We start from the raw sequence: 13682 nt of genomic DNA on the forward strand, positions 1-13682 counted from the left end.
CTGTAGCGGATGGCATACGGAGGAGCAAACGAAGCCTGGATCGTCGGGGCGGTGAGGACGCCCGTCGGCAGGCACGGCGGGGCCCTCTCCCCGGTACGCCCCGACGACCTCGGGGCCATAGCCCTCTCCGAGCTCATGCGGCGCACCGGCGTCCCGCCCTCCGAGGTCGAGGACGTCTACTTCGGGTGCGCCAACCAGGCCGGAGAGGACAACCGCAACGTCGCGAGGATGAGCCTGATCCTGGCGGGCTTTCCCCTGGAGGTGGCGGGGGCCACGGTGAACAGGCTGTGCGGCTCCGGGCTCGAGGCCGTGGCGCAGGCCGCCCGCGCCGTCATGCTCGGGGAGGCCGACGTCTACGTCGGCGGCGGGGTCGAGTCGATGAGCCGCGCGCCGTGGGTGATGCCGAAGCCCGAGAGGGCGTACCCCACCGGGCACACCACGATGTACGACACGACTCTGGGCTGGCGGCTCACCAACCCGAAGATGGAGGAGTGGGGCCACACCGACTCTCTGGGGATGACCGCCGAGAACCTCGTCGAGGACCTCGCCGGGAAGTACGAGATCTCGCGCGAGAGGCAGGACCGATTCGCCCTCGGCAGCCACAGGAAGGCCATCGCCGCCCAGGACGAAAAGCGGCTGCGCGAGGAGATAGTCCCCGTCACGGTGAAGACCAGAAAAGAGGAGCGTCTCGTCGAGGCCGACGAGGGGCCGAGGCGCGACACCTCCCTGGAGAAACTCGCCAGACTGAAGCCCGTCTTCAAGCCGGGAGGGACGGTCACCGCCGGGAACTCCTCACCCCTCAACGACGGGGCGGCGGCGGTGCTCGTCGTCTCGAAGGAGTACGCGAAGGCTCACGGCCTCGAGCCCCTGGCGAGGATAAGGAGCATAGGCGTCGCCGGGGTGCCGCCGCGGGTGATGGGCATCGGGCCCGTTCCCGCGACGCGGAAGGCGCTCGAGCGGGCGGGCATAACGCTGGACGACATCGACCTCGTCGAGCTGAACGAAGCGTTCGCGGCGCAGGTCCTCGCCGTGCTCTACGAGTGGGGGATGGACCCCGAGGACGAGAGGCTCAACCCCAACGGCGGAGCGATCGCGCTCGGACACCCTTTGGGATGCTCCGGGGCGCGCCTCCTCACCACGCTCGTGCACGAGATGCGGCGCAGGGAGGACGCGACGCTGGGGCTCGCGACGATGTGCATCGGGGTGGGCCAGGGTATCGCCATGGTCCTCGAGAAGGTGGACTAGAGAGGAGGCCGGAAGGACGGTGCAGCATAAACCAGCGGAGAACCGGAGCAAGATCCTCGTCCCGCAGGAGGACGAGATCGAGCAGCCGCCATACCTCTATCCCGACTACGTCGGGACGCGGCTCCGGGCGCCGAAGGAGCCCCTGATCATCCTGCCCAAGACCCTCTCGGACGTCACCGGTCCGGTCTACGGGCACCACAGGCCGGGCGAGCTCGACAACGACCTCACCCGCCAGCACGAGGGCGAGCCGCAGGGGCAGAAGATCATCGTGCACGGCCGGGTCCTCGACGGCGACGGGCGCCCGGTCAGGAACACCCTCGTCGAGATCTGGCAGGCCAACGCCGCCGGGCGCTACCGGCACAAAGTCGACCAGCACCCGGCCCCGATAGACCCGAACTTCAGCGGGGCGGGAAGGACCCTGACCGACGATGACGGCTACTACCGCTTCGTCACCATAAAGCCCGGGGCCTACCCCTGGCAGAACCACTACAACGCCTGGCGCCCGGCGCACATCCACTTCTCGCTGTTCGGGCGGGCGTTCAGGAGCCGGCTCGTGACCCAGATGTACTTCCCCGGGGATCCGCTCTTCTACCAGGATCCGATCTTCAACTCCGTGCGCGACGAGAAGGCGCGGGAGCGCATGATCTCGACCTTCGACCTCGACGCGACCATCCCGGAGGAGGCGCTCGGCTTCCGCTTCGACATCGTGCTCGAGGGCCGCTACGCCACCCCGTTCGAGAGGCCGCACGCATGACGGAGGAGAAGGTGCAAAAGCTGCGTCTCACCCCCTCGCAGACGGTCGGCCCCTACCTGAGCCTGGGTCTGCTGCGCGAGGACTGGTCGGAGCTCGTCTCCCCGGATCATCCGCAGGCCATAAGGATCGAGGGCACCCTCTACGACGGCGCGGGCGACCCCGTGACGGACGGGCTCGTCGAGATCTGGCAGGCCGCACCCTCCGGCCGCTACGACCACCCCACAGACGACCGGGAGGATCTCCCGCTCGAAGAAGGCTTCCACGGCTTCGGCCGCTCAGGTACTGTGGATGGGGGGCGCTTCTCGTTCGTCACCCTCAAGCCCGGCCCCGTTCCCGGCCCCGAAGGGACGACCCAGGCGCCGCACATCATGGTCGCGGTCTTCGCCCGGGGGCTCCTGAAGCAGCTCATAACCCGCATCTACTTCGAAGACGAGGCGGAGGCGAACGCCGGAGACCCCGTGCTCCGCTCGATAGCGGACGAGAGGATGAGGAACACCCTCATCGCCCACAGGGAGGGCGGGAACCTCTACCGCTTCGACATCCGCCTGCAGGGCGAGGGGCAGACGGCCTTCTTCAAGCTCTCCGAATGAGCGGGGAGCTCTTCGGGCCCATCTTCGTCCCCGAGCGCTTCCGCGAGGCCGTCTCCGACCGGGCGTGGCTGCAGGCGATGCTCGACGCGGAGGCGGCCCTCGCCCGCGCCGAGGCGGAGGCCGGGCTCATCGGCGAACGGGACGCCGGGGCCATAGCCGCCTGCTGCCGGGCCGAGCTCTACGACCCGCGGGTGATCGGGGAGAGGGCCGCTGCCGCCGGGAATCCCGTGCCGGCCCTGGTGAAGGAGCTCACCGCACGGGTCTCGGGGGTCTCGGAGGAGGCCGCCCGCCACGTCCACCGGGGCGCGACGAGCCAGGACATCACCGACACGGCGGCGATGCTCCTCCTCCGGCGCACCCTCGACATGCTCCTGCCCGAGGTGGACGCCGTCTGCGCAGCGTGCGCCCGGCTCGCCGGGGAGCACCGGGAGACCCTCATGCCCGCGAGGACGCTCCTGCAGCAGGCCCTCCCTACGACCTTCGGGCTCAAGGCCGCCGGCTGGCTCGCCGGGGTGCTCGAGGCGCGCCGGGCTCTGCTGGAGGTGCGCCGCACCGGGCTCGCGGCTCAGCTCGGGGGTGCGGCCGGGACGCTCGCCTCGCTCGGGGAAGCGGGGGGCGTGGTGCTCGAGAACTTCGCCCGGCTGCTCGACCTTGCGGAGCCCGCGCTCCCCTGGCACGCCGAGCGCTCGCGCATCGCCCGCACCGGCGGGACGCTCTCCCTGCTCGCGGGCGCGCTGGAGAAGATCTCCCGAGATGTCATCCTCATGGCGCAGACCGAGGTGGGGGAGGTCGCTGAGCCCGCCGGAGAGGGGCGCGGGGGCTCCTCTACGCTCCCGCACAAGCGCAACCCCATCCTCTGCGTGACCGCCGCGGCGAGCTGCCGCCGGGTGCGGGCCTTCTGTAGTACCCTGCAGGAGGCGATGGCGACCGAGCACGAGCGGCCGGCCTTCGGTTCCTGGCACGCCGAGTGGGAGGCACTCGGCGGAGCGCTCGCCCACGCCGGCGGGGCCGTGTGCGCGGTGCGCGAGGTGGTGGAGGGGCTTGAGGTCCACCCGGAGAGGATGCGGCAGAACCTGGGCGCGACCGAGGGGCTAATCCTCGCCGAGCGGGTCGTCACGGCGGCCGCGGGGCGCATCGGGCGGCTCGCGGCGCACGAGGCCGTCGAGCGGGCGGCGCGCCGGACCGCCTCTGGGGGCGGGGCCTTCCGGGAGGAGCTTCTCGCCGAGGAGGCCATCGCCGGGGCGCTCTCCGGGGAGGAGCTCGATCGGGCTCTCGACCCGGCGGGGTATCTCGGGTCTGCGAGGGCTTTCGTGGACCGGGCTCTGGAGCTATACCGCAAGGAGGTGCAGGGTTGAGCGTGGAGGTGCATTACGAGCTGGAGGGTCCCGAGGACGCGCCGGTACTGGTGCTGTCCAATTCCCTGGGCACGACGCTCGAGATGTGGGACGATCAGGCGGAGGTGCTGCGGGAGCGCTTCCGCCTCGTGCGCTACGACTACCGGGGGCACGACGGCTCCCCGGTCCCGCCGGGACCGTACACGATCGACGATCTGGGCGGGGACGTGCTCGCACTTCTGGACCGGCTCGGGATCGACCGGTTCTCCTTCTGCGGGCTCTCGATCGGGGGTATGGTCGGGATGTGGGTCGCGAGCGAGGTCCCCGGGCGCGTCGAGCGGCTCGTGCTCTGCTGCACCTCGGCGCTCCTCGGGCCGAAGGAGACCTGGACCGAGCGGGCCGAGACGGCCCGCGAGCACGGCGTCGCCGTGATGGAGGAGATGGTGCTCGAGCGCTGGTTCACCCCCCGCTTCCGCCGGGAGCACCCGGAGAAGGTCGAGAGGGTCGGTCGGATGCTGCGCGAGACCCCGGCCGAGGGGTACGCGGGCTGCTGCGAGGCGATCCGGGAGATGGATCTGCGCGGCCGCCTCGGCCGGATAAAGGCCCCGACGCTCGTCATCGCCGCGGCCGACGACCCCTCGACCCCACCGGAGCACGGCGAGGCCATCCGGGACGCCATCCCCGACGCGCGGATGATCGTGGTGGAGGATTCCGCGCACCTGGTGAACATCGAGCATCCCGAGGAGGTCACCCGGGCCATAATGGAGCACCTCACCTCGTGAGCGGAAGGGACTACGAGGAGGGGCTCAGGGTACGCCGGGAGGTGCTCGGGGACGAGCACGTCGACCGGGCGCTCGCGAGCGCGGACGACCTCACCGCGGACTTCCAGGAGTTCATCACCCGTTACGCGTGGGGCGGGATCTGGACCCGCCCCGGCCTCGACCGCAAGACCCGCCGGTGCATGACCATCACCGCGCTCGTCGCGCTCGGGCACCTCGAGGAGCTGAAGATGCACATCCGGGCCGCGCTCGAGGACGGGATGAGCCTCGCGGAGATAAAGGAGGTCCTGCTGCAGAGCGCCGTCTACTGCGGGGTGCCCGCCGCCAACGCCGCCTTCGCCGCGGCGCGCGAGGTGGTCTCCGGGATGAGGGGTCCTGACGGGAGCGGACACGTAGGTTAAACTCTCCCGCGGAGAGGTGGCAGAGCGGACTAATGCGGCGGTCTCGAAAACCGTAGCGCCGGTTATCCCGGCGCCGGGGGTTCGAATCCCCCCCTCTCCGCTTCGCTGAACGCCGCTTCTCTGGTGGCGTATGATTGCCCCGTATGATCCGGTGCCAGAGGAAACCCGCAACCCTCCTCGATGCGCTGGTGCTCGCCGCCGCCGTGGCGGCGTTCGTGCTCGGCTCGTGGGTCAACGTGCACTCCGGGGGGATGACGCTCTCCCGGATCGCCACGACCTCCATGAAGGTCCACGTGGACTTCCAGACCTTCTGGCTCTCGGCTGAGGCGGTGTGGGGTGGGGGCGACATCTACCACACGGGCGCCACCCTCCCGAACCTGAACCCGCCGTTCTGGACCCTGGTGTTCTCCCCGCTCGGCCTGCTCGAGCCGCTCGATGCCTACCGCATCTTCGTCCTGCTGACGCTGCTTCTGTTCGTCTGCTACACGGCCTGGACGGCCCACGAGCTGCGCCTGGGCGGGGGATGGGCCTCCTTCGCCGCGGGGGCACTCTTTCTCTCCTCGCCGCTGCTCGCCACGCTCGCGCTGGGACAGATATACGCGGTCGTCACCCTCGCGCTCGTCGCTTCCTGGGTCGCCGACAGGCGCGGGCGCCGGGTCCTCTCCGGCGTCGCCCTCGGCCTTGCGGTGGCGGTGAAGCCCTCGCTCGCGCCGGCGTTGTTGTGGTACGTGATGCGCGGCCGGTGGGCCTCCTTCGGGTCGGCGGTGGCGGCCGGGGCGCTGGCGACGCTGGGTGCGGCCCTCTCCCTCGGGCCGCGGAGCACCATGGAGTGGCTGCGGGTGGCGTTCGGGAACTCGGTCGACCCTTACTGGGACAACGCCTCGCTCCCGGGGACCGCGGCGAGGCTCTTCACCAGGAATCCCTACTCCCGCGCGCTCGCCGAAGCGCCGGTGATGATCTACGTGGCGTACGCCGTCGCGATCCTGCTGCTCCTGTACACCTGCTACCGGGTGTGGAAGGGCTCGGAGGCGGGTTTGTGGGCCATGGTCGCAGCCTCGCTGCTCCTCTCCCCGATCTCCTGGAACAACTACCTGATGCTCCTCACCCCGGGCATCCTGGTGCTCCTCGCCCGCCGGCGCTACGCTCCGGCGCTGCTTCTGCTGGCGTTGCAGTACATCCCGCCCGAGTGGCCGCTGCTCTGGGCCGGGAAGGGCACGGTCGCGGCCGCGCTCGCGATGGGCCTCTACCTCTACAGCCTCCTCATCCACTGGGCGGCGTTCACCTTCTCCCCGCGGGCTGAGATGGAGAAGGGGGCCTGAGCCGCCCGGGCCTACCTCCCTTCCAGGCCCTTCAGGGCGCGCTCGGCGGCGCGGCGCAGGCGGCGGTCCGAGTCGGCGTGGAAGACGGCGCGCAGGTCGCTTGTAGCGAGGTCTCTCTCGCCGAGCGCTGCGTGCGCCGAGGCCCGGTTGTAGTAGGCGATCCCGAGCTTCGGGTCGAGCTTCACCGCCCGGTCCGCGGCGTCCAGGGCGGCATGGTGGTTTCCGGCGGCGTCCAGGCAGGCGGCGAGCGCCGAGTAGTAGCGGGGCAGGGGCCTTTCCTTGAGCAGCTGTTCGTAGATCGAAGCCGCCTTCTCGTACTCCTCCCGGCGGAAAGCCCGGGCCGCCCGGCGTTCCGCCGGAGAGACCCCGAGCGCCATGAGTGCGATGATCACGACGGATCCCACCAGGTAGACGGCGAGCACCTGCATGTAGTTGGTGCCGGGGATGGCCTGCTGCATCACGAAGGGCAGGAGGACGAGGAGTACGCCCGTGGTGCAGAATGGGATGAGCCTCCAGACGAAGTCCATGTAGGCTCGGGCGCGCAGCAGGTCCCGGGACTGGCGGGCCGCGACGAGGGCGAGGAAAAACAGGATGACCAGCCCGCCGAGCGCCGGGTAGAGGAAGCTCAAGAGGTCATCTCCTCCAGAACCGCGTGTACGTTTCCCTTGAAGCGGCGTGGGAGGTCGGCCTCCAGCGAGCGGCGGAGGTCCTTTATCGCGCGGCCCTTGTGCCCGAGCCGGCGCTCGACCATCGCCCGGTTGTAGTAGGCGAGCCCGTACTCGGGGTCGCGCCTTATCGCCTCGGTGGCCGCCTCGGCCGCCTCCTCGTAGCGTTCGGTCGCCGCGAGGGCGGCGGAGAGGAAGGTGTAGTGGCGGGCGAGGGGGGCGCTCTGGACCAGGAGCCGGTACTGCTCTGCGGCGTCCTCGTAGTCCTTGCGCCGGAAGGCCCGGCTCGCGCGTCTCTCGGCTGCCGGCGAGGAGAATATGTTCGACGCTATGACCGCGACGGCGAAGACGCCGGCCCACGTCATGAGCGCCCACTGCTGCTGCACGGAGCGGATGAAGAAGAGGCTCAGCGCCATGAGGACCAGTATCGCGTAGGGGAGCAGTCTCCTCCCGAGGTAACCCCAGGCCCTGACCCGCACCAGGTCTTTGTTCGCCGTGTAGACGAGCTGCCAGCTCACGGCCAGGACGATGAGGAGGAGTATGATCGGGAGCGCCGCGCCCGAGCCCATGCTAATCTCCTTCCTCTACGAGGTGCCCACGGACGCGGGCTCGAGATCTTGCAGGACCTCGAGCGCCGGCGCCGCGAGTTCCTCGAAGTCACGCTCGTCGAGGGCGGGTGTGGCTCCTTCGATCGGGACCTGACTCTCCAGCTCCACCCAGCTCTTGCACCCGCCGTAGGATTCGCTGTAGGGGAGCTCCACCGGCTCGGGGAGCAGGTGGGTGCGCAGGACCAGCACGGTGAGCGGCTTCTTCGGGCGCCACCTGAAACGTTTCTCCGCGTACTCCCGGCTCCACATGTGGTGGGGCTCCAGCGCGGCGAGCGCTTCGGGTTCGGAGATCTCGTACGCCCCGACGACCTCGGCGAAGGAGGTGAGGACGATCGGCTCGTCGTCGCGTCGGGAGGGGCTGTCCCGCAACAGGTCGCGGTAGGCGAGTTTGAGAAGCTCGGGCCTCTGGTGCTCGTAGCTCTTGTAGAGCAAAAAGCGCGCCTCGGGGACGGCGAAGGACTTCTCCCGGATGCCGCCCTTGCGTATCAGGAGCGCCGTACGGCCCCGTTCGAGCGCCTCTATGGCCACCGCCCACTCCTTGAGCGCGTGCTTGAGGGAATCCAAAGGGCTCACCTCCCTAATATAATGCGATGCGGTTGCCCAGCGCAATTATATGACGTAGAGGCCAACAGGCTCCGCTCTTACAGGAGGGATGTATGTCGGATCAGGAGAGGGGATTCAGGATCGAGCGGGACTCGATGGGCGAGGTGAAGGTCCCGGAGGACGCGCTCTACGGCGCGCAGACCCAGCGGGCGAAGGAGAACTTCCCGATAAGCGACCTGCGTTTCCCGCGACGTTTCATCCAGGCCCTCGGCGCGATAAAACTCGAGGCGGCTAACGTCAACCACGAACTCGGGCTGCTCGACGGCAGGATCAAAGACGCGATAGTCGCCGCGGCGGAAGAGGTCGTCGAGGGCAGGCTCGACGACCAGTTTGTCCTGGACGTCTTCCAGACCGGCAGCGGCACCTCGACCAACATGAACGCCAACGAGGTCATCTCCAACCGCGCGATAGAGATCCTCGGCGGCGAACGCGGCTCCAGGGACCCTGTGCACCCCAACGACCACGTCAACAAGGGCCAGTCCTCCAACGACGTGATCCCCACCGCTATCCACCTCTCCGCCCTCCTGGCCGTGAACGAGGATCTCATCCCGGCGCTCGAGGGGCTGCAGCGTGCGCTGGAGGAGAAAGCACGCGAGTTCGACGACGTGGTGAAGACCGGACGCACCCACCTGCAGGATGCCACCCCGATCCGGCTCGGCCAGGAGTTCCAGGGCTACGCCGGGCAGATAGAGCGCGGCATCGAGCGGGTGAGGAAGGCCGCCGAAGGTCTCTCGGAGGTCGCCCTCGGCGGGACCGCCGTCGGGACCGGCGTCAACACCCACCCCGAGTTCGCGAGCAGGGTCTGCGAGCGTCTCAGCCGGCGCTTCGGGATCGAGATCAGAGAGACCGGGAACCACTTCCAGGCGCAGAGCGCGATGGACGCGGCGGTGTTCGCGAGCGGGGCGATGAAGACGGTCGCGGCCTCCCTCATGAAGATCTCGAACGACATCCGCTGGATGGGATGCGGTCCGCGGGCGGGCTTCGCCGAGATAGCGCTCCCGGAGCTGCAGCCGGGCTCCTCGATCATGCCGGGCAAGGTCAACCCGGTGATCGCCGAGAGCGTGACGATGGTCTGCGCGCAGGTCTACGGCGACGACGCCACGATAGCCCTCGCCGGACAGAGCGGCAACTTCGAGCTCAACGTCATGCTGCCGGTCATCGCCCACAACCTCCTCGAGGAGATCACGCTGCTCGCCAACGCCTCCGCGAACCTCACCACCCGCTGCGTGACCGGCATAAAGGCGACCGAACGCGGCCCCGAGCTCGTCGAGAAAGGGCTCATGCTCGCCACCGCCCTCGCCCCCGAGATCGGCTACGACAAGGCCGCCGAGATCGCCAAGGAGGCGTACAGGACCGGAAAGACCATCCGCGAGCTCGCCCGCGAGAAGACCGACCTCTCCGAAGAGAGGATCGCCGAGCTCCTCGACGCCCGCAGGATGACCGAGGTGTAGGAAGACATTCCGAAGGAGGTCGCAGCCTCCGCACGGGGTGGAGTGGGGGGCTACGGTGCCAGCGGGCGTGAGCGAACTCTTCTCGCTGGATGGCAGGGTGGCGGTGGTCACCGGGGCGACCGGTGTCCTCGGCGGGGCGATGGCCCGCGGACTCGCCCGTGCCGGGGCGAAGGTGGCCATCCTGGGCAGGCGCGAGCAGCGGGCCCGCGAGGTCGCCTTCGGGATAGAGAAGGAAGAGGGCGAGGCGATTCCCCTCCCGGCGGACGTCCTCGACGGCTCGTCTCTCGAGCGGGCGAGGGAAGAGGTGCTGCGAGAGTGGGGGCGGGTGGACATCCTCGTAAACGCCGCCGGCGGCAACGCCCCCGAGGCCATAACCTCCCCACGCAAGAGCTTCTTCGAGGTGGAGAAGGCGGCCATCGAGCAGGTCGTGGACCTCAACCTGATGGGGACGATCCTGCCCTCGAAGATCTTCGGGGAGGCGATGGTCCGCGCGGAGGAGCCCGAGGGTTCGATCGTCAATGTCTCCTCGATGGCCGCGCAGAGGCCGCTCAGCGGGGTCGCGGCCTACGCCGCGGCGAAGGCGGCGGTGGAGAACTTCACCCGCTGGCTCGCGGTGGAGCTCGCGCGCGCTTACGGGGAGGGGTTGAGGGTCAACGCGATAGCGCCCGGGTTCTTCGTCGGGGAGCAGAACAGAAGGCTGTTGCTCGACGAAGAGGGCAACCTCACCGCCAGGGGAGAGAAGATCATAGAGCACACCCCGGCGGGGCGCTTCGGGGAGCCGGATGATCTGGTCGGGACCGTGGTGTGGCTCTGCGGCCCCTCGGCCAGGTTCGTGAGCGGGGCCGTGATCCCGGTCGACGGTGGGTTCGGAGCCTTCGCGGGCGTCTGAGCTCCGGCCGCGGCGGGATAGAATAAGGTGGAGAACGTGTTCTGTGCTCCCGGCGGCGAGGAGGTATCTGAATGTCCGAGAAGGCTACGCTCGCGGGTGGGTGTTTCTGGTGTCTCGAGGCGGTCTTCGAGGAGCTGCGAGGCATCGAGAAGGTCGAATCCGGTTACTCCGGGGGGCACGTACCGAACCCCACCTACGAGCAGGTGTGCACGGGGACCACGGGGCACGCCGAGGTGGTGCAGCTTACCTATGACCCGGGCGTGATCTCCTACCGGGAGATACTGGAGGTCTTCTTCACCGTCCACGACCCGACCACGCTCAACCGCCAGGGACCGGACGTGGGGACCCAGTACCGCTCGGCGATCTTCTACCACGACGAGGAGCAGCGGCGCACCGCCGAGGAGGTCATCTCCGAGTTCGAGGAGAAGGGTGTCTGGGAGGACCCCATAGTGACCGAGGTCACGCCCTTCGAGGCGTTCTACCCGGCTGAGGAGTACCACCGCGAATATTTCCGCAACCACCCGGACCAGCCGTACTGCCGGGTCGTGATCGCACCGAAGGTGGCCAAGTTCCGCAAGCAGTACCTGGAGAGGCTCAAGGCGTAGGCTACCTGTAGCCGAAAATTTAGCTTCCCTTAACAGTACCTTAAGGTTTCGGAGGGGTGCGGGATGTAAGGTGAGGGGGGTCCGTAAAGGAGCCGGAAGGAGGCGAAAGTGGGACTCTTGCGCGCCGTTTTCGGGCTCATCGTCCTCGTCATCCTGGCACACCTCGCGCTGCTCTACGTGGGGTATACAGCCCCGCAGAACGTGGTGGTCTCCGCGATCTACCGGCTCGGGCCGCTGTTCGAATCGCCGGCGCACCGCTTCGTGACGGCCGGGTTCTACGAGACCGCCCTCGCCGCCGCCGGCGGATACTTCGTCGTCTACCTCCTGCTCGGGGCGCTGCGCCGCAGGATCTTCTAGGGGAGTATGGCGTCCTCCAGGCGCTTCGGGAAGCGCGTCAGGTTGCGGCATCCGTCGTCGGTGACGACCACGAGGTCCTCGATACGCACCCCGCCGAGCCGCGGGTCGTAGAGCCCCGGCTCGACGCTCACGACGTCGCCGGGCAAAAGCTCCTGGTCTGCGGTACCCATGCTCGGGGACTCGTGGATCTCGAGCCCCACCCCGTGTCCGGTGCCGTGGAAGAACCCTTCGGTCAGGGGCTCGCCCTCCCTGCGGTCGTGCAGCATGGTCCTGTAGCCGGCCTCGTGCAGCACCTCCGAGACCTTCGCGTGTACCTCGCGGCCGTTTATCCCGGCCCGGATCATGCCGAGCGCCTCCTCCTGTGCTGCAAGGACCGTCTCGTACATCCGGCGTAGCTCCTGTGCGGGTTCACCCTTGAAGAAGGTGCGGGTCATGTCCGCGTAGTAGCCGCTCGACTGATCCTTCGGGAAGATGTCCAGGACCACGGGTTCCCCCGCCCTCAGGGGGCCAGTGCCGCGCTCGTGCGGGTCGGCGGACTGCGAACCTCCGGCGACGATGGTCGTCCCGCCGGAGCTCGATCCATGGTGCAGGAGCTCTATCTCCATCTCCGAACGCAGGGTATCGCTGGTGAGCGTCTCGCCGCGCCAGAGGAGCGTGCCGTCGTCCGCGACCCCGGCCTCGCACAGGATCTCGACCGCGCGGGCGCAGGCCGCCTCGGTATCGCGCTGGGCCTTCTCGATGTGTGAGATCTCCTCCTCCGTCTTCTGCCGGCGGAGGGAGGCGAAGAGCCCGCCGTCGGGTTCCAGCTCCACTCCCCGGCGGCGCAGCTCGTCCGCGTGGACGACGCCCAGGTTTGGGGGGACGGCGACGGAGGAGGCTCCGAGCTTCTCGAGCAGCGCCGCTGCTGCGGCGCCGAGCGCGCTTCCTCCCTCGCCGAGTTCTCTGGCGAGTGAGGTCAACCCCAGCTCCTCGAAGGAGACGAGCTCGTCCACCCTGGCCTGTCGTTTGGCCCGGCCGTACTCCAGCGCCGAGACGGCCAGGTACTTCCTGCCGGAGACGCGGGCAAGGATCACGGGGTCGGGGGCCAGAAAGCCCGAGAGATGGTAGGCGCTGGCGTCGTGCTCCGGGGCCGAGATGACGAGCAGGTCTCTCTCCTCAGCTGCGGACTGCATCACCCTCCTTCATCGACGACTGCTACGGGCGTGTGTGGGTCATTCTACTACCCGGCGTTCCTATATAATCGCGTTGATGAGCGATCGGGGGGACATGCGTGAGAGAGTGGAGGCGGCGCTAGCCAAAGTGCGCCCGGCGATGCAGGCCGACGGGGGAGACGCCCGCGTCGTGGATTGCGACGAGGAGAGCGGGACCGTGAGCATAGAGATGATCGGCGCGTGCAGCGGGTGTCCGCTCTCCCAGCTCGACTTCGTCTACGCCATAGAGACCTTCATCCGGCGCGAGGTGCCCGAGGTGAGGGAGATACTGGCGGTCTGAGGGGCTACTGCTGCTCCTGCCGCATCGCCCTGAGTGCACCCGGTGGAAGCCCGGCGCGGGCGGCGGCGAGCGCGTCGGTAGCACGCTTGCGGCACAGACGAAGCCTGAGGCGCCTCAGGAATCCTGCCTTCTGCAGTTCCTGGTTTATGAGGTGGGTGAGCGTGATCATGTCGTTCGCGCAGTTGCGGTAGCCGAGGGCACACATCTCGATCCGCACCTCCGAGGGGGAGCCTTCGAGTCCCCGACGTATCTCGGTGGCGCGCTCTACTATTGAGTTCGAGAGCTCTTCAGGCGAGATCTGCTCTCTACCCCTCTTCGAGGGCTTCGTTATGTCCTGCGGCGAGATTCGGCCCAGCCGGATCGTCCTGTGTTTCCTGCGGTGTCCCAGGAGGAAGAACACCGGAACGAGTAGCGCGAGCGGCGCCACCAGGACCAGGGGCGAGCCTGGTATCAGGATCTGCAGGACCGAGATCACCGCTGTCTCGGCGAGAAGAACCGCGAGCAAGTACACCCTGAACATCCCTACCTCTGAGCCGTACGTGACTGAAAACTAATTTTACAGAACAATCGGCAGGGATAATCTACCCCATG

17 protein-coding genes and 1 tRNA gene are annotated in these 13682 nt (G+C 68.5%); 13 read left to right on the plus strand and 5 right to left on the minus strand.

Annotated elements, in window-relative coordinates; translation table 11 throughout:
• Positions 1–9: 9 nt before the first annotated feature.
• The 8 genes from PJB24_RS01845 to PJB24_RS01880 all read left to right on the plus strand — a co-directional run bounded on the left by PJB24_RS01845 (position 10) and on the right by PJB24_RS01880 (position 6422).
• Entirely contained in the window at positions 10–1245 is a 1236-nt protein-coding gene (locus tag PJB24_RS01845; protein ID WP_273842070.1) for a thiolase family protein, read from the plus strand.
• 52 nt (positions 1246–1297) lie between these two features.
• Positions 1298–1999 (plus strand): protocatechuate 3,4-dioxygenase subunit beta, encoded by a 702-nt coding sequence (gene pcaH / locus PJB24_RS01850; protein ID WP_420541868.1) that lies wholly within the window; start codon positions 1298–1300, stop codon positions 1997–1999.
• Positions 1996–2589, plus strand: coding sequence for a protocatechuate 3,4-dioxygenase subunit alpha (gene pcaG / locus PJB24_RS01855; RefSeq protein ID WP_273842073.1), 594 nt, complete (start codon positions 1996–1998; stop codon positions 2587–2589). The genes pcaH and pcaG overlap by 4 nt, the downstream gene beginning before the upstream one ends.
• The gene (gene pcaB / locus PJB24_RS01860) at positions 2586–3944 is read left to right on the plus strand and encodes a 3-carboxy-cis,cis-muconate cycloisomerase (RefSeq protein WP_273842075.1); all 1359 of its coding nucleotides are present in this window, start codon (positions 2586–2588) and stop codon (positions 3942–3944) included. Before pcaG ends, pcaB begins: the two co-directional genes overlap by 4 nt.
• A 2-nt stretch (positions 3945–3946) precedes the next feature.
• Positions 3947–4705 (plus strand): 3-oxoadipate enol-lactonase, encoded by a 759-nt coding sequence (gene pcaD / locus PJB24_RS01865; RefSeq protein ID WP_273842543.1) that lies wholly within the window; start codon positions 3947–3949, stop codon positions 4703–4705.
• Entirely contained in the window at positions 4702–5103 is a 402-nt protein-coding gene (gene pcaC / locus PJB24_RS01870) for a 4-carboxymuconolactone decarboxylase (RefSeq protein ID WP_273842076.1), read from the plus strand. Before pcaD ends, pcaC begins: the two co-directional genes overlap by 4 nt.
• Before the next feature lie 10 nt (positions 5104–5113).
• A tRNA-Ser gene (locus tag PJB24_RS01875) sits at positions 5114–5203 on the plus strand.
• A 43-nt stretch (positions 5204–5246) separates the two neighbouring features.
• Entirely contained in the window at positions 5247–6422 is a 1176-nt protein-coding gene (locus tag PJB24_RS01880; protein ID WP_273842078.1) for a glycosyltransferase family 87 protein, read from the plus strand.
• A gap of 11 nt (positions 6423–6433) precedes the next feature.
• On the opposite strand, the gene PJB24_RS01885 is transcribed toward PJB24_RS01880, so the two are convergent.
• Genes PJB24_RS01885 through PJB24_RS01895 form a run of 3 tightly spaced genes read right to left on the minus strand, consistent with a single transcriptional unit; the run spans position 6434 to position 8259 of the window.
• The gene (locus PJB24_RS01885; RefSeq protein WP_273842082.1) at positions 6434–7051 is read right to left on the minus strand and encodes a tetratricopeptide repeat protein; all 618 of its coding nucleotides are present in this window, start codon (positions 7049–7051) and stop codon (positions 6434–6436) included.
• Positions 7048–7656, minus strand: coding sequence for a tetratricopeptide repeat protein (locus PJB24_RS01890; RefSeq protein WP_273842084.1), 609 nt, complete (start codon positions 7654–7656; stop codon positions 7048–7050). The genes PJB24_RS01885 and PJB24_RS01890 overlap by 4 nt, the downstream gene beginning before the upstream one ends.
• A gap of 15 nt (positions 7657–7671) precedes the next feature.
• Positions 7672–8259 carry a DUF1802 family protein gene (locus PJB24_RS01895; protein WP_273842086.1) on the minus strand — a complete coding sequence of 196 codons (588 nt, stop codon included), beginning with the start codon at positions 8257–8259 and terminating at the stop codon, positions 7672–7674.
• Positions 8260–8351: 92 nt separating this feature from the next.
• Here PJB24_RS01895 and PJB24_RS01900 point away from each other — a divergent pair, with 92 nt between their 5' ends.
• The 4 genes from PJB24_RS01900 to PJB24_RS01915 all read left to right on the plus strand — a co-directional run bounded on the left by PJB24_RS01900 (position 8352) and on the right by PJB24_RS01915 (position 11600).
• Entirely contained in the window at positions 8352–9749 is a 1398-nt protein-coding gene (locus tag PJB24_RS01900) for a class II fumarate hydratase (RefSeq protein WP_273842088.1), read from the plus strand.
• Positions 9750–9804: 55 nt separating this feature from the next.
• Positions 9805–10638 (plus strand): SDR family oxidoreductase, encoded by an 834-nt coding sequence (locus tag PJB24_RS01905; protein WP_273842090.1) that lies wholly within the window; start codon positions 9805–9807, stop codon positions 10636–10638.
• Between the two features lie 71 nt (positions 10639–10709).
• Positions 10710–11243: a peptide-methionine (S)-S-oxide reductase MsrA gene (gene msrA, locus PJB24_RS01910; protein WP_273842092.1), complete on the plus strand. Its 534-nt coding sequence runs from the start codon at positions 10710–10712 to the stop codon at positions 11241–11243.
• Between the two features lie 108 nt (positions 11244–11351).
• Positions 11352–11600: a hypothetical protein gene (locus tag PJB24_RS01915; RefSeq protein WP_273842095.1), complete on the plus strand. Its 249-nt coding sequence runs from the start codon at positions 11352–11354 to the stop codon at positions 11598–11600.
• Here PJB24_RS01915 and PJB24_RS01920 read toward each other — a convergent pair.
• The gene (locus tag PJB24_RS01920) at positions 11597–12772 is read right to left on the minus strand and encodes a M24 family metallopeptidase (RefSeq protein WP_273842098.1); all 1176 of its coding nucleotides are present in this window, start codon (positions 12770–12772) and stop codon (positions 11597–11599) included. The two genes, PJB24_RS01915 and PJB24_RS01920, sit on opposite strands and share 4 nt — an antisense overlap.
• 94 nt (positions 12773–12866) lie before the next feature.
• Here PJB24_RS01920 and PJB24_RS01925 point away from each other — a divergent pair, with 94 nt between their 5' ends.
• Positions 12867–13091 (plus strand): NifU family protein, encoded by a 225-nt coding sequence (locus PJB24_RS01925; protein ID WP_273842099.1) that lies wholly within the window; start codon positions 12867–12869, stop codon positions 13089–13091.
• Between the two features lie 4 nt (positions 13092–13095).
• On the opposite strand, the gene PJB24_RS01930 is transcribed toward PJB24_RS01925, so the two are convergent.
• On the minus strand, positions 13096–13611 hold the full coding sequence (locus PJB24_RS01930) for a hypothetical protein (RefSeq protein WP_273842101.1): 516 nt from the start codon (positions 13609–13611) through the stop codon (positions 13096–13098).
• Positions 13612–13682: the final 71 nt, after the last annotated feature.

Origin of the sequence: Rubrobacter calidifluminis, assembly GCF_028617075.1 — a bacterium.
GTDB classification, from domain to species: Bacteria; Actinomycetota; Rubrobacteria; order Rubrobacterales; family Rubrobacteraceae; genus Rubrobacter_E; species Rubrobacter_E calidifluminis.